The sequence below is a fragment of the Pseudomonas sp. 22490 genome (genome assembly GCF_052044465.1).
Taxonomy (GTDB): domain Bacteria; phylum Pseudomonadota; class Gammaproteobacteria; order Pseudomonadales; family Pseudomonadaceae; genus Pseudomonas; species Pseudomonas aeruginosa.
On the sequence record NZ_JBQENS010000013.1, the window covers coordinates 98,604 to 116,178 of the forward strand.

General features: G+C 67.7%; 16 protein-coding genes. 11 read left to right on the forward strand and 5 right to left on the reverse strand.

Annotated features, from left to right (window positions below):
- Positions 1–15: 15 nt before the first annotated feature.
- Entirely contained in the window at positions 16–1,374 is a 1,359-nt protein-coding gene (locus ACTJJX_RS16465; RefSeq protein ID WP_003142446.1) for an OprD family porin, read from the reverse strand.
- A gap of 247 nt (positions 1,375–1,621) precedes the next feature.
- Between ACTJJX_RS16465 and ACTJJX_RS16470 the strand changes: the two genes are divergently transcribed.
- A complete protein-coding gene (locus ACTJJX_RS16470; RefSeq protein ID WP_003083962.1) occupies positions 1,622–2,347 on the forward strand; it encodes an acid phosphatase in 726 nt (241 codons plus the stop codon).
- 23 nt (positions 2,348–2,370) lie between these two features.
- On the opposite strand, the gene ACTJJX_RS16475 is transcribed toward ACTJJX_RS16470, so the two are convergent.
- On the reverse strand, positions 2,371–3,288 hold the full coding sequence (locus ACTJJX_RS16475) for a LysR family transcriptional regulator (RefSeq protein ID WP_003083964.1): 918 nt from the start codon (positions 3,286–3,288) through the stop codon (positions 2,371–2,373).
- A 349-nt stretch (positions 3,289–3,637) separates the two neighbouring features.
- On the opposite strand from ACTJJX_RS16475, the gene ACTJJX_RS16480 reads away from it, so the two are divergent.
- From ACTJJX_RS16480 to ACTJJX_RS16520, 9 genes are all read left to right on the forward strand, one after another.
- Entirely contained in the window at positions 3,638–6,010 is a 2,373-nt protein-coding gene (locus tag ACTJJX_RS16480) for a TonB-dependent receptor (RefSeq protein ID WP_003158508.1), read from the forward strand.
- A 40-nt stretch (positions 6,011–6,050) separates the two neighbouring features.
- Positions 6,051–6,953, forward strand: coding sequence for a TauD/TfdA dioxygenase family protein (locus ACTJJX_RS16485; protein ID WP_003112660.1), 903 nt, complete (start codon positions 6,051–6,053; stop codon positions 6,951–6,953).
- A 67-nt stretch (positions 6,954–7,020) separates the two neighbouring features.
- On the forward strand, positions 7,021–7,920 hold the full coding sequence (locus ACTJJX_RS16490) for a TauD/TfdA dioxygenase family protein (RefSeq protein WP_003112661.1): 900 nt from the start codon (positions 7,021–7,023) through the stop codon (positions 7,918–7,920).
- A 646-nt stretch (positions 7,921–8,566) separates the two neighbouring features.
- Positions 8,567–9,685 carry a Re/Si-specific NAD(P)(+) transhydrogenase subunit alpha gene (locus tag ACTJJX_RS16495; RefSeq protein ID WP_003112662.1) on the forward strand — a complete coding sequence of 373 codons (1,119 nt, stop codon included), beginning with the start codon at positions 8,567–8,569 and terminating at the stop codon, positions 9,683–9,685.
- Positions 9,686–9,760: 75 nt separating this feature from the next.
- Entirely contained in the window at positions 9,761–10,069 is a 309-nt protein-coding gene (locus ACTJJX_RS16500; protein ID WP_003083974.1) for an NAD(P) transhydrogenase subunit alpha, read from the forward strand.
- Positions 10,069–11,505 (forward strand): NAD(P)(+) transhydrogenase (Re/Si-specific) subunit beta, encoded by a 1,437-nt coding sequence (locus tag ACTJJX_RS16505; protein WP_003083975.1) that lies wholly within the window; start codon positions 10,069–10,071, stop codon positions 11,503–11,505. The genes ACTJJX_RS16500 and ACTJJX_RS16505 overlap by 1 nt, the downstream gene beginning before the upstream one ends.
- Positions 11,506–11,847: 342 nt before the next feature.
- Entirely contained in the window at positions 11,848–12,660 is an 813-nt protein-coding gene (locus ACTJJX_RS16510) for an energy transducer TonB (protein WP_003117234.1), read from the forward strand.
- Between the two features lie 28 nt (positions 12,661–12,688).
- The gene (locus tag ACTJJX_RS16515; RefSeq protein WP_003123822.1) at positions 12,689–13,408 is read left to right on the forward strand and encodes a MotA/TolQ/ExbB proton channel family protein; all 720 of its coding nucleotides are present in this window, start codon (positions 12,689–12,691) and stop codon (positions 13,406–13,408) included.
- Between the two features lies 1 nt (position 13,409).
- Positions 13,410–13,811, forward strand: coding sequence for an ExbD/TolR family protein (locus ACTJJX_RS16520; protein ID WP_003106175.1), 402 nt, complete (start codon positions 13,410–13,412; stop codon positions 13,809–13,811).
- Between the two features lie 182 nt (positions 13,812–13,993).
- Here ACTJJX_RS16520 and ACTJJX_RS16525 read toward each other — a convergent pair whose 3' ends face one another.
- A complete protein-coding gene (locus tag ACTJJX_RS16525) occupies positions 13,994–14,206 on the reverse strand; it encodes a DUF3079 domain-containing protein (RefSeq protein ID WP_003111981.1) in 213 nt (70 codons plus the stop codon).
- Between the two features lie 215 nt (positions 14,207–14,421).
- On the opposite strand from ACTJJX_RS16525, the gene ACTJJX_RS16530 reads away from it, so the two are divergent.
- A complete protein-coding gene (locus ACTJJX_RS16530) occupies positions 14,422–15,003 on the forward strand; it encodes an alpha/beta hydrolase (RefSeq protein WP_016852327.1) in 582 nt (193 codons plus the stop codon).
- A gap of 7 nt (positions 15,004–15,010) precedes the next feature.
- Here the strand turns inward: ACTJJX_RS16530 and ACTJJX_RS16535 are convergent, their stop codons facing one another.
- The gene (locus tag ACTJJX_RS16535; protein WP_004346843.1) at positions 15,011–16,468 is read right to left on the reverse strand and encodes an amidase; all 1,458 of its coding nucleotides are present in this window, start codon (positions 16,466–16,468) and stop codon (positions 15,011–15,013) included.
- A gap of 65 nt (positions 16,469–16,533) precedes the next feature.
- The gene (locus tag ACTJJX_RS16540) at positions 16,534–17,568 is read right to left on the reverse strand and encodes an ABC transporter substrate-binding protein (protein WP_003106178.1); all 1,035 of its coding nucleotides are present in this window, start codon (positions 17,566–17,568) and stop codon (positions 16,534–16,536) included.
- Positions 17,569–17,575 lie beyond the last annotated feature (7 nt).

Consider the following 17,575-nt stretch of genomic DNA (forward strand, 5'->3'; position numbering starts at 1 on the left):
GGGCGGCCCGGGGCGTCACCAGATCGAGCGGGAGTAATCGACGACCAGCCGGGTTTCGTCGATGTCGCCGTCGAGATAGCTCGCGTTGCCCCGGTGCCAGGCCTGCGAGGCGCGCAGCGCGAGGCCGGCGAGGGGGCCCGCCTTGACCCGATAGGCGAAGCCGAGGTCGCTTTCCCGGTGCCGCCCGTCACGCCCGTAGAGTCCGGCGTAGATGCTCTCGGCGGCACTGCTGGCGCTGGCCCCGGCACGGCCGCGGGCATGCAGCGCATGCAGGCTGAGCCCAGGCAGGCCGAGCGCGCCGAGGTCCAGGTCATAGCGTAATTGCCAGGAACGCTCGCCCGGTCCGTTGAAGTCGGAGTAGCCCACCGAGTTGGCCAGTACCATGGACGCGCTGGAGCGCCCGTCGCCGAAGGCCATGTAGTCGAACGGCTGCTCGCCATGGACACGCTGGTAGGCCAGGGTGATGCGCTGCGGCCCCTGTTCGTAGCCCAGGGCCAGGGAGCTGGCCAGGGTGTCGATGCGGCCGAAGCGGCTCTGGCCGCTGTCGCGGGTGCGGTAGGCGTCGAGGTCGACCCGCAGCGCGCGCTCCCCGCCCAGCGGCTGGCGATGGCTGGCGCCGAAATAGGCCTGCTGCCAGATGTCGTCGAAGCGCGAGGCGTAGAGCGACAGTTGCAGCCGCTCCGTGGCCTGCCATTGACCGCCGAGGAAGCCGACCGCGTCGAGGCGCACCGGATAGGCGCCGAGGCGTCCGTAGACGGTGCTGATGTCGCCGCGGACCTTGGATTCGCCGGGGCCGGAGGCGGCGGTGAAGCGCCCACCCTCGAGCAGCAGCCCGTCGAACGAGCGGTCCTCCAGCAGCAGGCCGTAGGCCATGCCGGCCAGCGTGCGGTTGCTGCTGGCGGCGAACACCGGCGCGCTGGTGGTGGTCTGGCCGTACTTCAGGCGGGTTTCGCCGTGGCGTAGCCTGAGGGCGCCACCGACCTTGCCGTAGCGATGGTCGGGATGGCCGTCGGCGCCGACCGGCAGGTTGCCGGTGCCGGTGCGGCCGCCGCCGCTGTCCAGTTGCAGGCCGAGCATGGCATGGGCGTCGAGGCCGAAGCCGAGGCTGCCCGGCGTGTAGCCGGAGGCGAACTGGAGGCGCAGGCCCTGGGTGGCTTCCTCGCGGTAGCCGTTGCGCTCGCTCCTGGGCTTGAAGCGGTTGCGCCCGGCGTTGTTCGGGCTGTCGCGGTAGTCGCGGTTGAAGTAGTAGGTGCGAGCGAGGAACTGCAGTTCGCTGTCCTCGACGAAGCCCCCATCCCCGGCCGTCGCGGCCGCCCCTTCGGAAAGCGTGCCGGCGACCAGGCCGGCGAATACAGCGCGTCTGAGATTTTGCATTTATTGTTTTCTCCCACCTGAGTGCCAGGTGGGCGCAGTCTCGGAAGTCGCTCCGCAGGCCGCTTGTGTTTCCCTGCCTCGGCTTTTGACGGGGCCTGCCATTGGCAGGGACTGGCATGTGCAACGGCAGGCCGGGTCAAGCATTTCGGAAGTCACCGACGGAGAGTGTGGCGTCGGCCGTCATCCGCAACGGCCGTGGGTGGGAGCCTCGGCTCCCGATGCAACCTCGCCTCAGGGAATACGCTTCATGAACAACAAGACCCTATGCCCTTCGCTCTTGCTCTGCCTTTCGCTGCTCGCGCCGCTGTCTTGTCTCGGGGAGACCGCCGCCGCGCCCTATCCGCTGGCCCACCCACCGCGCCTGGCCGACTACCTTCCGCCGCCGCCGGCGGCGGACTCGGCTGCGGCCGTCGCCGATCTCGGCGCGGTGCTGGAGGCGCAACGCCTGCGCACGCCCGAACAGGTACGCCGGGTACGCGCCCACGACCAGTGGGAGGACAACGTCTTCCCCTTCGCCGGCGACCTGCTGGGCGCCTCGTTCGACAAGGAACGCCTGCCGCTGACCCGGAGCTTCTTCAACCGCGCCCAGGAAAACCTGGTCGAGGTGCTGATGCCGGCGAAGAAGCACTTCGCCCGCCCGCGTCCCTACGAAGTGACACCGAAGGTGAAGCCGGTGCTGCCGCCGCCGGAGGGGGAGTCCTATCCCAGCGGCCACACCATGGACAGCTACTTCAAGGCCTCGCTGCTGAGCATGCTGGTGCCGGAGCATCACGATGCGTTCTTCGCCCGCGCCGAGGAGCATGCGCAGAGCCGGGTGCTGGCCGGCGTGCACTTCCCCAGCGACCTGGAAGGCGGGCAGACCGCCGCCGCGGCGCTGGTGGCGAGCCTGCTGGCCGATCCGGCGGTGGCCGCCGACTTCGCCGCGGTGCGCGAGGAGCTGCGCGGCGCGCTGGGGTTGCCGAAACTCCAGTAGAGGAAGGGAAAGCGCGCGGCGGCTCAGGCCGCCGCGTGTTGCGCCTGGTCCAGTTCCACCAGCGTCTCGATCATCGCCTTCGCCGCTGCCGAAAGCCGGTAGCCGCTGCGGCTGATGATGCCGCAGCGGGCGCTGAGGCTATCCAGGTTCTGCGGCAGGTTGCGCCACTGTAGCGGTTGCAGTTCGCCGCGCTGCAGGTAGGGGCGCAGGGTCTCGTCGCTGGCGATGCCGATGGCGTCGGTCTGGCGGACGATACGGATCAGCGCGTGCATGTTCTCGCAGCGGATGTTGGCGGCGAAGTCGATCTTGCCGCTGAGGTTCGCCAGCAGCTTGCGGATGCCCGGGGGAATCAGGGTCGAGGCCAGCGGGTAGTTGAACAGGTCGTTGGTGGACAGGCTGTCCTTGCCCAGCAGCGGATGTTGCGGACGGCAGAAGAACTGGCCGCGGCGCGGGGTCAGCGGGCGCGTCTGGAAGTTCGGGTCGGCCTCGAAGTCGCGGATGTCGGCGACGAAGAATTCGATCTCTTCGCGGAGCAGGGCGCGGCTGAGCTTTTCCCAGTTGTCCACGTCCAGGCTGATCTGCACCCGCGGGTGGCGGTTGATGAAGTCGGCCACCGCGTCCGGCACCAGTTGCTGGGCCGGCGCCGGCCCGCTGCCGAAGCGCAGCTCGCCGGCATCCAGCTTGTTCAACTGGGCGATCTCGTGGATCAGGTTGGCCGACCCCTGCACCAGGCTCAGCGCGTGTTGCAGCACCACCTGGCCTTCCGGCGTCGGGCGCAGGTCCTTGCTGCCACGGTCCACCAACTGACAGCCAAGCTCCTGCTCCAGGCCCTGGATGCTGCGGCTGAAGGCCGGCTGGGTGATGCCCATGGCGTCCGCCGCGCGGACGAAACTGCGGTGTTCGGCGAGGGCGATGAAGTAACGCAGTTGGCGCAGATCCATGATGCTTTACCGGCATTGGAAATATTGGACAAAGGCATTTGCCGTTCGGGATGTGCTGGTTTTAAATGCAAGCTCTTATTCCGTCAACAAAGAACAAATTAGAAAAATATGCGATTTAGTAATAAGCATAGATAGACCCCAGGAGCTGAACATGGTCCACCGTGCCTTTGCCGCCCCACCTCCGCCGTTCCGAATGCCCTTCCGCGTCGCCGGCGGCTGTCGCCCCTGACAGTCGCCCGGGGCTGAGCCGTCCGCCGGCCCCCTTCGAACCTTTCGCCAGATCGCTGCCTTGCGCGGCATGGCCGCCTGCTGCCTGCGTCCGGCTGCGCCGGAACCGAGGACATTCACGATGAAGCACCACTACCGCTTGCCGCTCCGCCGAACGCCGCCCGGCGGCTCCGACTACGCCCTGGCCCTGCTGCTCGCCCTCGGCGGTGCGTTGCCGGCCAGTGCCGCCGATGCTCCCGCGCCCGCCGAGGAAGCGCCGCCGCTGGCCAGCAGCGTCCCGGACAAGGCCGATACGGCCCTGGGTAAGGTCACTGTCACCGCGCGTCGCCGCGAGGAGGATTCGCAGAAGGTACCGACGCCGATCACCGTGCTCGGCGGCGAGACTCTCGAGGCCCAGCGCATCTCCCGGGTGCAGGACCTGCAGCAGGTGCTGCCCAGCGTCAATGTCGCCTACATCCATGCGCGGCAGTCGAGCGTCGCCGTGCGCGGCATCGGCAACAACCCCGCCAGCGACGGCCTGGAAGGCAGCGCCGGGATCTACCTCGACAACGTCTACCTGGGACGTCCGGGAATGGCCGTGTTCGACCTGCTGGACATCGAGCAACTGGAGCTGCTGCGCGGTCCGCAGGGCACCCTGTTCGGCAAGAACACCACCGCCGGGGTGCTGAACATCAGCACCCGCGCGCCGACCTTCACTGCCGAGCGTACCGTCGAGGTCTCCGGCGGGCAGGATGGCTACTTCCAGGGCCGCGGCACGGTTTCCGGGCCGCTCGGCGAAACCCTCGCCGGACGCCTCTCGGCCTATCGCACCCGCGACGACGGCTACATCAAGAACATCCACGACGACAACTATCTCAACGGCGGCGAGCGCCAGGGCGCGCGCGGGCAATTGCTGTTCGAGCCGAACGAGGACTTCAGCCTGCGCTGGATCGCCGACTACAACGAGGAGGATTCGAGCAACGGCAGCATGGTGGTCTACGGCGGCGCCGAGCGTTTCTGGCAGCGCGCCGCGCTGGTCGGCGCTTCGCCGTTGCGCGATCCGCAGCGCAGGAAGGTCAACATCAACGGCCGCCAGCACGTCAGCGTGCACCAGGGCGGCAGCTCGCTGGAGGCCAACTGGAACCTCGCCGGCGGCTACCGCCTGACCTCCATCAGCGCCTACCGCTACTGGCACTTCACCCCGGCCAACGACGAGCAACTGAACGTCTCGGCGATCAACGACACCGGGGTGGAAGTGCACGACCGGCAGTTCTCCCAGGAGATCCGCCTGGCCTCGCCCACCGGCGGTGCCTTCGACTACGTGGTGGGCGCCTACGCGTTCAGGCAGAACCTCGGCAACAAGACCTTCACCTCCTACGGACCGTTGGCCGACCTGTACCTGCTCGGCGCCAATCTCGGCGCGCTGAACGACACCTACTCGAAGGCCAACGGCAAGATCGAGACCGACAGCTTCGCGCTGTTCGCCCAGGGCACCTGGCACCTCACCGAACGCCTGGACTTCACCGCCGGCCTGCGTGGTACCTACGAGGAGAAGAACGCCAAGGTCGAGCGCTTCGCTCCGCTGGGCGGCGCGGCGGTCGGCGGGGTCGGCGCGGCGGTGCGCAACGGCCAGCTCGGCGCCTACGATTCCGGCGATCTCAGCCAGTACAACTTCGCCCCTTCGGCGTTGCTCAGCCTCAGCTACCAGTTCAGCGACGACCTGCTCGGCTACGCCAGCCTGTCCCACGGCGAGAAGTCCGGCGGGGTCAACCTGGCGGTGGGCAGCGCACCGAGCGCCGGCGCCGATTCGCTGCTGGTCGGACCGGAGCGCGCCAACGACGCCGAGCTGGGCCTGAAGAGCACGCTCTTCGACCGGCGCCTGCTGCTCAACGCCAACCTGTTCTGGACCGGCATCCACGGCTACCAGGCCACCACCCTGTACCAGGCGCCGGGCTCGACCCAGTTGGTGCAGGTGCTGGCCAACGCCGGCAGCGTGCGCTCGCGTGGTCTGGAGTTCGAGGCCACCGCGCTGCCGTTGCGCGGCCTGACCCTGAACTTCAACGGCTCCTATAACGACGTCACCTACCTGTCGTTCAAGGATGCCCCGTGCCCTGCGGAAGTCAGCACCCGGCCCGGCGCGCCGAGCAGTTGCGACCTCACCGGGCAGCGCGTGGTCGGCGCCTCGAAATGGATCGCCAATCTCAATGGCGAATACCAGTGGCGCCTCGACGACCGCTTCCAACCCTACGTCAGCGCCAGCTACGCCTACCGCTCCGCCGCCGAGGGCACGCTGGACAACTCCGACCTTTCGAAGATCGACGGCTACGCCCTGGTGAACCTCGCCGCCGGTCTGCGCAGCGATCTCGGCGACGGCCAACTGGACACCTCGGTATGGCTGAAGAACGCCTTCGACAAGGACTACTACCTGAGCGCCTTCGCCAGCATCAACGGCTCCTACACCGCATCGGTGGGACAGCCGCGCACGCTCGGCGTATCGCTGCGCTACGACTTCTGAGCCTTCACCCACGCAGTACCCCACGCATGAGGAACATGACATGAGCAATGCAGCACAAGCCCTCGCCACGCCGGTACGGCTCGACATCCGGCCGGTCGCCGGACGGATCGGCGCGGAGATTCGCGGCGTGACCCTGTCCGGCGAACTGGACGCCGCCACCGTCGAGGCGATCCAGGCCGCCCTGGTACGCCACAAGGTGATCTTCTTCCGGGACCAGAGCCATCTCGACGACCAGACCCAGGAGGCCTTCGCCCACTTGCTCGGCGAACCGGTCGCCCACCCCACCGTGCCGTCCCGCGAAGGCACCCGCTTCCTCCTCGAGCTGGATGGCGCCGAAGGCCGCCGGGCCAACTCCTGGCATACCGACGTGACCTTCGTCGAGGCCTACCCGAAGGCCTCGATCCTGCGCAGCGTGGTGGCCCCGGAGTCCGGCGGCGACACCGTCTGGGCCAACACGGCGAGCGCCTACGCCGACCTGCCGGCGGAGCTGCGCGAGCTGGCCGACCGGCTCTGGGCGGTGCACAGCAACGAGTACGACTACGCCGGGGTCAAGCCCAGCGCCTCGGTGGAGCAGTTGGAGAACTACCGCAAGGTGTTCACCTCGACCGTCTACGAGACCGAGCACCCGGTGGTCCGCGTGCATCCGCAAAGCGGCGAGCGGACGCTGCTCCTCGGCCACTTCGTGAAACGCCTGAAGGGTCTTTCGCAGCATGACTCGGCGCACCTCTTCGCGGTGCTGCAGGGGCACGTCACGCGCCTGGAGAACACCGTGCGCTGGCGCTGGCAGGCCGGCGACGTGGCGATCTGGGACAACCGCGCGACCCAGCACTACGCGATCGACGACTACGGCGACCAGCCGCGCGTGGTGCGCCGGGTGACCCTCGGCGGCGACGTGCCGGTAGGCATCGACGGGCAACGCAGCCGGACGATCCGGAAGGCATGACGGACCCGGCCCTCTCCTCGCCGGGGAGGGCGACCACAGGCAGAACGAACCCGCGAGGACCCCTTACATGAGCCAATCCGCCACCGCCCGGCAACCCGAACCCGAGGTCGCCGAGGCATTCCGCATCACCCCCCTGGAGGCGCCGCTGGGCGCCGAAGTCCGTGGCCTCGACGCGCGCCGGCCGCTGGCGCCGGAGCAGGTCCTGGCGCTCAAGCAGGCGCTGCGCGAGCACCACATCCTGGTGTTCCGCCAGCAGCACCTCGACGATGAGCAGTACTTGCGCTTCGCCACCCTGTTCGGCTCGGTGTTCCAGCCGCCGGCGGACATCCCGGTGCTGTCCTCGGGTGGCGACGGCAAGGTGCCGGACATCGTCAAGGTGGCCAACACCGGCGACGGCGAACTGGGCAACTTCGCCCTGCCGGCACACATCGACCACCAATGGACGCCGGTGCCGTCCTCCGGCTCGTTCCTCTACGCACTGGAGGTGCCGTCCAGTGGCGGCGAGACGCGCTTCACCAACCTGGCGCGCGCCTACGAGAGCCTCGACGAGGCGACCCGGCGCGAGATCGATGGCCTGCGCCTGATCAACTACAACCCCTTCATCCGCCTGCGCGAGGGCGGCTACGGCGGCGGTTTCGCCACCTACCGCACGCCGGACATCGAACCGATCCAGGGCAGCGAGCACCCGCTGGTACGCACCCACCCGGAAAGCGGCCGGCGCGTACTGTTCCTCAGCGCCCACACCGAGGTGGAGATTCCCGGCTACGACCCCGCGCGGGGCCAGGCGCTGATCGGTCGCCTGCGCGAACATCTGGCGCGCCCGGAACTGAGCTACAGCCACGCCTGGTCGGTGGGCGACATCGTCTGGTGGGACAACCAGGCCGTGCTGCATGCGCGCAACGCCTTCCCGGCCAGCGAGCGGCGGCGCCTGAAGCGCATCAGCCTGGCGGGCAGCCGTCCGTTCTGAGCCGGCATCCCCCAGCGTGCGCCGGCTCCTCCGTTGCCGACCGGCGTAGGTCGCTGCGCGCCGCTCTGGCGAGCCCCTTCCGTTCCGGCGAATAGCTAGCAGAACTGCGACATGCTGTCGCAGTTCTGCCATTTCTCCGCGTCTATCCTGCCCATAGGGCAATTCGCCTTTGGTCTAACGAGCTGGCCTGCAGCGCCCATGGAAAGGCGATTCTGACTTTGTAGTCAAAGTTTTGCTTTGCTACTTTGGCCAGGCATCAGGGATTGCTGATACAGCGTATTAAAAACATTAATTACCCCGGCATTCCGCGGCGCTGGCAGGATATTTTCCCGTCGAAGCCGTAGCGGCTTGACCTGATAGCCGGTCATTCACGGCAGGGATGTCATATTCTCGCGCGGGCTTCCCCGGATAGGCTGCACGCCAGTCAGGACGCGCCCGGCGGCGATGGGCGGGAATTGTTGGTCGATTTATGACTTGTAGTTTCTCTGTCGTATGCCTTCAGAACTTGTTGAAGGCTTTTCGGCTCGATTGCACAATGCCGCGCCAAGGTTCGTTCGCGAATCGCGGTATGTGAGCTAGACCTCCGCAGCCGGTGCGCCATCCGCAGTGCCCCGGACTACTCGACAATCACGCAGGAGATTCGTGAGTGCAGATCGGTGTCCCCCTCGAGACCCATGCCGGTGAGACGCGGGTTTCCGCCACCCCGGAAACCGTCAAGAAGCTGATCGGCCAAGGCCACCAGGTGATCGTCCAGAGCGGCGCCGGCGTCAGCGCCAGCCAGCCGGACAGTGCCTATGAAGCCGCCGGCGCGACGATCGGCAGCGCCGCCGAGGCCTTCGGCGCCGACCTGGTGCTGAAGGTGGTCGCGCCCAGCGCCGCCGAGCTGGCCCAGATGAAAAGCGGTGCCGTGCTGGTCGGCATGCTCAACCCCTTCGACAACGAGAACATCGCCCGCATGGCCGAGCGCGGCATCACCGCCTTCGCCCTCGAGGCCGCGCCGCGTACCTCGCGGGCGCAGAGCCTGGACGTGCTCTCCTCGCAGGCCAACATCGCCGGCTACAAGGCGGTGATGCTCGCCGCCAACCACTACCCGCGCTTCATGCCGATGCTGATGACCGCCGCCGGCACCGTGAAGGCCGCCCGCGTGCTGATCCTCGGCGCCGGCGTCGCCGGCCTGCAGGCGATCGCCACGGCCAAGCGCCTGGGCGCGGTGATCGAGGCTTCCGACGTGCGTCCGGCGGTGAAGGAGCAGATCGAGTCGCTCGGCGCCAAGTTCGTCGACGTGCCCTACGAGACCGACGAAGAGCGCGAGTGCGCCGAAGGCGTCGGCGGCTACGCGCGGCCGATGCCGGCCTCGTGGATGGAGCGCCAGGCCAAGGCCGTGCACGAGCGCGCCAAGCAGTCGGACATCGTCATCACCACCGCGCTGATCCCCGGCCGCAAGGCGCCGACGCTGCTGCACGAGGCGACCGTGGCGGAGATGAAGCCGGGCTCGGTGGTCATCGACCTGGCCGCCGCCCAGGGCGGCAACTGCCCGCTGACCGAGGCCGACCAGGTCGTGGTCCGGCACGGCGTGACCATCGTCGGCCACAGCAACCTGGCCGCGCTGGTACCGGCGGACGCCTCGGCGCTATACGCGCGCAACATCCTCGATTTCCTCAAGCTCACCCTGAACGCCGAAGGCTTCAGCGTGAACCTCGAGGACGACATCGTCGCCGCCTGCCTGATGTGCCGCGACGGCCAGGCGGTGCGCAAGAACGGCTGAGCCGCTGCGTCGGGAAGCTTCGATAACGATAAATGCGCACGCCTCGCGCCTGCGCCCTGAAGACCGGTGAAAACGATGGATATCATTTCTGACGGGATCTACAACCTGATCATCTTCGTGCTGGCCGTGTACGTCGGCTACCACGTGGTATGGAACGTCACCCCTGCCTTGCACACCCCGCTGATGGCGGTGACCAACGCGATTTCCGCGATCGTCATCGTCGGCGCCATGCTCGCCGCCGCCCTGACCGTGACCCCGCTGGGCAAGGCCATGGGCACCCTCGCCGTGGCCCTGGCCGCGGTCAATGTGTTCGGTGGCTTCCTGGTCACCCGGCGCATGCTGGAAATGTTCAAGAAGAAAGCGCCGAAGGCGGGGGGCCACTGATGAGCATGAACCTGGTCACCCTCCTGTACCTCATCGCCTCGGTCTGCTTCATCCAGGCCCTGAAAGGCCTGTCGCACCCGACCACCTCGCGCCGCGGCAACCTCTTCGGCATGGTCGGCATGGCCATCGCCGTGGCCACCACCGTCGGCCTGGTGTTCAAGCTGGGCGCGGAGATCGCCACCACCGGCGTCGGCTACATCGTCGTCGGCCTGCTGGTCGGCGGCACCGCCGGCTCGATCATGGCCAAGCGCGTCGAGATGACCAAGATGCCCGAGCTGGTCGCCTTCATGCACAGCATGATCGGCCTGGCCGCGGTGTTCATCGCCATCGCCGCGGTGGTCGAGCCGCAGTCGCTGGGGATCGTCGCGCACCTGGGCGACACCATTCCCACCGGCAACCGCCTGGAGCTGTTCCTCGGCGCGGCCATCGGCGCCATCACCTTCTCCGGTTCGGTGATCGCCTTCGGCAAGCTCTCCGGCAAGTACAAGTTTCGCCTGTTCCAGGGCACCCCGGTGCAGTTCTCCGGGCAGCACCTGCTGAACCTGGTGCTCGGCCTGGCAACCCTCGGCCTGGGCCTGGTGTTCATGTTCACCGGCAACCTCACCGCCTTCGCCGTGATGCTGGCGCTGGCCTTCGTCCTCGGCGTGCTGATCATCATCCCCATCGGCGGCGCCGACATGCCGGTGGTGGTGTCGATGCTCAACTCCTATTCCGGCTGGGCCGCGGCGGGTATCGGCTTCTCGCTGAACAACTCGATGCTGATCATCGCCGGCTCGCTGGTCGGCTCCTCGGGCGCGATCCTCTCCTACATCATGTGCAAGGCGATGAACCGCTCGTTCTTCAACGTCATCCTCGGCGGCTTCGGCGCCGAAGCCGACGCCGGCGGCCCGGCGGGCTCCAAGGAGCAGCGTCCGGTGAAGTCCGGTTCGGCCGACGATGCCTCGTTCCTGCTGACCAACGCCGACAGCGTGATCATCGTCCCCGGCTACGGCCTGGCGGTGGCCCGTGCCCAGCACGCGCTGATGGAACTGGCGGAGAAGCTGACCCATCGCGGGGTCACCGTGAAGTTCGCCATCCACCCGGTCGCCGGGCGCATGCCGGGGCACATGAACGTGCTGCTGGCCGAGGCCGAGGTGCCCTACGAGCAGGTGTTCGAGATGGAGGACATCAACTCCGAGTTCGGCCAGACCGACGTGGTCCTGGTGCTCGGTGCCAACGACGTGGTCAACCCGGCGGCGAAGAACGATCCGAAGTCGCCCATCGCCGGCATGCCGATCCTCGAGGCCTACAAGGCCAAGACCGTGATCGTCAACAAGCGCTCCATGGCCAGCGGCTACGCCGGCCTGGACAACGAGCTGTTCTACCTGGACAAGACCATGATGGTGTTCGGCGACGCCAAGAAAGTCATCGAAGACATGGTCAAGGCGGTGGAGTGATTCCCCGCTGAGTCCACCAGAACCCCGGCCCAGGCCGGGGTTTTTCGTTTTCGCGGGTTGTCCGCGCAGCGTTCTCCGCCGCTTCCAACGGCGAAAACACCAGCCTTTCAGGAATATTTTTCATGCCCGCAAGGCATGGGTTTTTCGTCGGATCGCTGTAGCCCGCCAACCACGCGGCCTGTGGCGACAGGGGCGAAACCCATAGCTCCAGAAGTTATTTCCATAACAAAAATAATTACTTCAGGCGCTAAGCCTCCTTGCCAATCATGCAACTCCCTGCGCCGCTAGGACTCCAGCACGGACCTGAGCGGCCATCGAGTTCGTCAGTGCAAGGAGCTTTTCATGGCAACACCCCAGCCCGTCGATGCCCGCACGCAGCCCTGGCGCGAGACGCCCGGCGGCGACCTGGTGGCGCTCGGTCGGCCGGTTCGCCAGGCGTTGCACCTGGTTCGCCACAACCCGGCACAGGGTCGGGTGCTCAGCCGGCGCGAGACGATCCTGCTGGTCCTGTTCGCCCTGACCCTGCACGGAGCGGTGATCCATTGGCTGAGCCAGCAGAGAACCCCGGCGCTGCCCGAGGTGCCGCCACAGGTGCCGCCGATGACCATCGAGTTCACCGCCCCGGCGCCGCCGGTGGTGGAACCGCCGCCGCCCGAGCCGTTGCCGCCGGTGGTCGAGGAACCGCCACCACCGGTGGTCGACGAGAACGCGGTGAAGCCGCCGCCGCCGAAGCCGGTGCCCAAGCCGAAACCCAAGCCCAAGCCGCAACCCCGGCCCAAGCCGGCGCCGAAGGCCGTCGAGCCGGCTCCGCCCGCGCCGCCGCAACCCGCCGCGCCACCCGCCCCGCCGGCGCCGGCCGCCGCCCCGGCGCCGCTGACGCCGCCGTCGGCGAACGCCGGCTACCTGCACAACCCGGCGCCGGAATACCCCGCCCTGGCCATGCGCCGCGGCTGGGAGGGCACCGTGCTGTTGCGGGTGCATGTCCTCGCCAGCGGCAGCCCGAGCGAGATCCAGGTGCAGAAGTCGAGCGGACGCGAAGCCCTCGACCAGGCCGCGGTGAAAGCGGTCAAGCGCTGGTCCTTCGTTCCCGCCAAGCGCGGCGACAAGGCCGAGGACGGCTGGGTCAGCGTACCGATCGATTTCAAGTTGAACTGAATCTGCAGCGTCACAAGGAGCATCCGTCATGAGTCTGTTAACCACCCCGCTCGAATCCGTCGAAGGCGCCGTCATCTGGCTGCTGGTCGGCTTTTCCGTGGTCACCTGGGGCCTGGCCCTGGTCAAGGGCGTGCAGTTCGCCCGGCAGAAGCGCCAGGACCGCCAGTTCCAGAAGCAGTTCTGGAGCGCCACCAGCCTCGACTCCGCCGGCGAGCAGGCGCAGGACAAGCAGGGCGCCGGCGCCCGCGTGGCCCAGGCCGGCTTCGCCGCGATCCAGGTGCAGGACAACGGCCAGCCCGACCTGGCCCAGTCGATCAACCACCAGGACCGTCTCGAACGCGCCCTGCGCCAGCAGATCCAGCGCGAGCGGCGTTCCCTGGAGTCGGGCCTGGCGGTGCTCGCCTCGATCGGCTCGACCTCGCCCTTCATCGGTCTGTTCGGCACCGTCTGGGGCATCATGGAGGCGCTCAAGGGGATCAGCGCGGCCGGCTCGGCGAGCCTGGAGACCGTGGCCGGGCCGATCGGCAGCGCGCTGATCGCCACCGGCGTGGGAATCGCCGTCGCGGTGCCGGCGGTGCTGGTCTACAACTACTTCCTGCGGCGCCTGAAGCTGACCGCCGCCGACCTCGACGACTTCGCCCACGACTTCTACAGCCTGGCGCAGAAGAGCGCGTTCCGCGTCATCGTCCATCCCACCGCCGCGCGCCAGGCCGGCAACCCCTCGCGCAACGTGAAGGAGGCGTCCTGACATGGCCTTCTCGACCCAGGACAGCGACGAAGTCCTTTCCGAAATCAACGTCACCCCGCTGGTCGACGTGATGCTGGTGCTGCTGGTGGTGTTCATCGTCACCGCGCCGCTGCTGACCAACTCGATCCCGATCAACCTGCCGAAGACCGAATCGGTGGCCCCGCCGGAGCAGAAGGATCCCCTGGTGGTGAGCATCGATGGCGCCGGCAAGCTGTTCGTCAACAAGGACGAGATCCAGCCGGAGCTGCTGGAGAGCAACCTGGCCGCGGCCAAGGCGAAGGACGCCGAGGTCCGCGTGCAGTTGCAGGCCGACGAAGGGGTGAACTACGGCCAGGTGGCGAAGGCCATGGCTTCCATCGAGCGCGCCGGGATCACCAGGCTGGCGGTGATCACCGCACGCTGAAGCGAATCCACGCCGTCCGGCGCAGGCCGGGCGGGCAACGGTTTCGACCGCTCCGATCCGGGCAGGGGAGAGCGGTCTTTTTTTTATTCCGGATGGACGCTCCTCGGGCGTATCCGCCGAGGCCGGGCTCGCGAATGCGTCGCGCACCCTGTCCGGCGCTCGCACGTCCCACGCCTGGGCGCTCAGGCCTGGCGTGCCGGCGCCTCCTGCTCCTTGGCGTCCTCCGTTCCTTCGACTTCCCATTCACCGGCCCAGTCCTCGCCGAACAGTTCGCTGGGATGCTGGGTGCGGCTGGCGCCGTTGCCGCAGCCCATAGATTCCGCCGAGCAATAGCGGTCGCAACCCCAGCAGATGCGCTCCGGATGGCTGGGATGGAGAGGAAATTTCTTGGCCATGATCCTGTCCCGATACCTGATGCCTGCGCTCAGGTATACCGCCGATGGCTTGCGCCGCCCAGGCGTTGCCGCGGAAAAGTGGCTTCGGCTTGCGCTGGATCAACTCGATTGGCATATATGTATTAATAGAATATTAAAATTGCTTTTTATTCCTTAGAGAAAAAAGGCTGCGCCCTTACACTTCCCTGGTGATGAATTTTTCTGGAGGGTTCTCCATGCACAGCGAACGCGTCCGTTATGTGTTGGTGCCCGGTTGGTACGGCTCGGAAGACGCCCATTGGCAAAGTCACTGGCAGCGCGCGCTGCCCAATGCCTCACGGGTCGAGCAACAGGACTGGATCACCCCGCTGCGCGCCGACTGGATCGCCGAGCTGGACGCCGAGATCCGCCGCCAGCCCGGGCCGGTGGTGCTGATCGCGCACAGCCTGGGTTGTGTGACAGTGGCGCTGTGGGCGGCCCAGGGCGAGCGCCGGGTGCGCGACCAGGTACGCGGCGCCCTGCTGGTGGCGCCGGCCGACGTCGAGCGCGAGAGCTGCGCCGAGGCGCTGCGCAACTTCGCGCCGATCAGCCGCGAGCCGTTGCCGTTCCCCAGCGTGCTGGTGGGTTCCGACAACGACCAGGCCTGCAGCCCGCAGCGCGCCATGCACCTGGCCCGCGCCTGGGGCGCGGAGACGGTGATCCTGCCCGAGGCCGGGCACATCAACGTGAAGTCCGGCCACGGCGCCTGGGAGGCCGGCTACCGACACCTGTTCCGCTTGCAGTACCTGATCGACAGCCAGGCTCGCCGCCGCGCCTGAGACCACTTCAGTTCGCCAGCAGCGGCGACGGCTGGCGCTCGAACCAGCGGCTGGCCCGCTCGTAGGCGTGGGCCAGTTGCAGTACCGCGAAGTCGGCCTGGTGCGGACCGATGATTTGCAGGCCCATCGGCAGTCCCTCGGCATTGAAGCCCGCCTGCACATTGGCCACCGGGCAGCCGGACAGGCTGCCGGGAACCACCACTTCCATCCAGCGGTGGTAGGTGTCCATTGCCACGCCTTCGATGCTGCGCGGCCAGGGGGTTTCCTTGGCGAAGGGAAATACCTGCGCGCTGGGCAGCAACAGGTAGTCGTAGCGCTCGAACAGCCGGCCGATGGCGCGATACCAGTCGCTGCGGATGACCGACGCGCGAAAGACCGCGTCGGCGCCCAGGCGCAGCCCGTTCTCCACCTCCCAGAGCGCTTCCGGCTTCAGCAGGGCACGCTTCGCCGGATCGGCATGCACGCCGCCGAGCGAGCCGGCCACCAGCCAGTGGCGCAAGGTGCGCCAGCATTCCCAGAGGCGCTCCGGGGCGAAGCCGAGGTTCGCTTCTTCGATCTCGCAGCCGAGGCTGCGGAAATCGCCTAGCGCGCGCTGGCACAGTTGGAGGATGCCGTCCTGCATAGGCAGGTAGCCATCGAGGTCGCCCAGCCAGCCCAGCCGGATGCCTTCGAAATCGCGCTCCAGCGGAGCGGCGAACCGCGCGCCGGGTTCGGCGATGGATAGCGGCGCGCGGCGATCGGCGCCAGCCTGCACCGAGAGCAGCAGGGCGGTGTCGCGCACGCTGCGGCCCATCGGGCCTTCGTAGCCGAGCTGGTCGAAGAACAGGTCGGCGCTGTCGTCGAACGGTACGCGGCCTTGGGAAGGGCGGAAGCCGATGACGTTGTTGAAGGCCGCCGGGTTGCGCAGCGAGCCCATCATGTCGCTGCCGTCGGCCACCGGTACCAGGTGCAGCGCGAGGGCAGCGGCGGCTCCGCCGCTGCTGCCGCCGGCGCTGAGGCGTTCGTCGTAGGCGCAGGCGGTGGCGCCGAACAGCGGGTTGTAGGTCTGCGAGCCGAGGCCGAACTCGGGGGTATTGGTCTTGCCGATGAGAATCGCGCCGGCGGCCCTGATCCGCTCCACCATGATCCCGTCGCGCTCGGGAATGTAGTCGCGGTACAGCGGCGAGCCGAGGGTGGTGCGGATGCCACGGGTCAGCGACAGGTCCTTGATGGCATGTGGCAGACCGTGCATCCAGCCACGCCATTCGCCACGGGCGAGTTCGCCGTCGCGCGCGTCCGCCTCTTCCAGCAGGCGTTCCGCCGGCAGCAGGCTGACCAGGGCGTTGACCCGTGGGTTGAAGCGCTCGATATGCGCCAGGTAGGCCTGCATCACCTCGCGGCAGGACACCTGGCGCAGGCGGATGCGTTCGGCAAGCTGGTGGGCCTGGAGCAGGACCAGCTCGTTGATCGGAGGGTTGGGCTTCATCGGGGTCGGGCCTTGGCAGTCGAGAAGGGGCGCCCCTGTGCCAGGGGCGCGAAACGGCGCTGCGCTCAGCGCATCAGGTTGGTCCACAGGCGGTCGGCGAGGCGGATCGCGTCTTCGCCGCAGGTCTGGCTGAACACCACGCGGGTACCGGCGGGGACGTGCAGCTCCGGGGCGTCCTTGAGACTGGCGTCGAGGTAGGGCTCGACGCCCTTCACCGGGCTCTGGTGCTTGAGGAAGTTCTGGGTCAGCGCGGCGTTCTCCGGCTGGGCGAGGAAGGCGATGAAGCGCCGCGCGTTGTCCGGGTTGCGGCTGCCGCGCGGGATCACCAGGTTGTCCACCCAGGCCAGCACGCCTTCCTTCGGATACAGGTACTTCAGGCTCGGCTTGAGTTCGCGCGCACGCATCGACGAGCCGCCCCAGAACATCGACATGTCCACCTCGCCCGCGGCGAGGTTCTCGCGGATCGAGCCGGCCTTGGAGCTGTAGGTCTTGACGAAGGGTTTCTGCGCCTTGAGCAGTTCGAGGACGCGCTGCATCTGCTTCGGGTCCGCGCTACAGAGCGGGATGCCCAGGTACAGGCTGGCCATGTCGACCACCTCGCTCACCGAGTCGAACATGTTGATCCGCCCGCGCAGCTCTTCCGGCGGCTGGTAGAGCACCGCGTAGCTGTCGGCCGGGCCGGCGTAGCGCGCGCCATCCAGCACCACGCTGGTGGTGCCCCAGATGAAGGGCACGCTGTAGGCGCCCTCCGGGTCCCAGGCGGGCTTCTTCAGGTTGTCGAGCAGGTTGGCGTAGTACGGCTCGGCGGCCGGGTCGAAGCGCTCGAGCAATGCTTCCTTGACCAGGATCGGAACGAACTGCTGCGAAGGAATCGCCACGTCGTAGCCGGCGCCGCCCTGCTTGAGCTTGGCCAGCAGGGTTTCGTTGGAGTCATAGGAGTCCACCGTGACGCGGATGCCGCTTTCCTTCTCGAATTTCTCCAGCAACTGCGGCGAGAAGTAGCCGCTCCAGCTGACCACGTTGAGTTGCCCGGCGGCCTGGGCGCTGCCGCCCAGGGCCAGGGTGAGGCCGAGGCCGATGCTTGCGATCCGTTGATGCATGGGGATT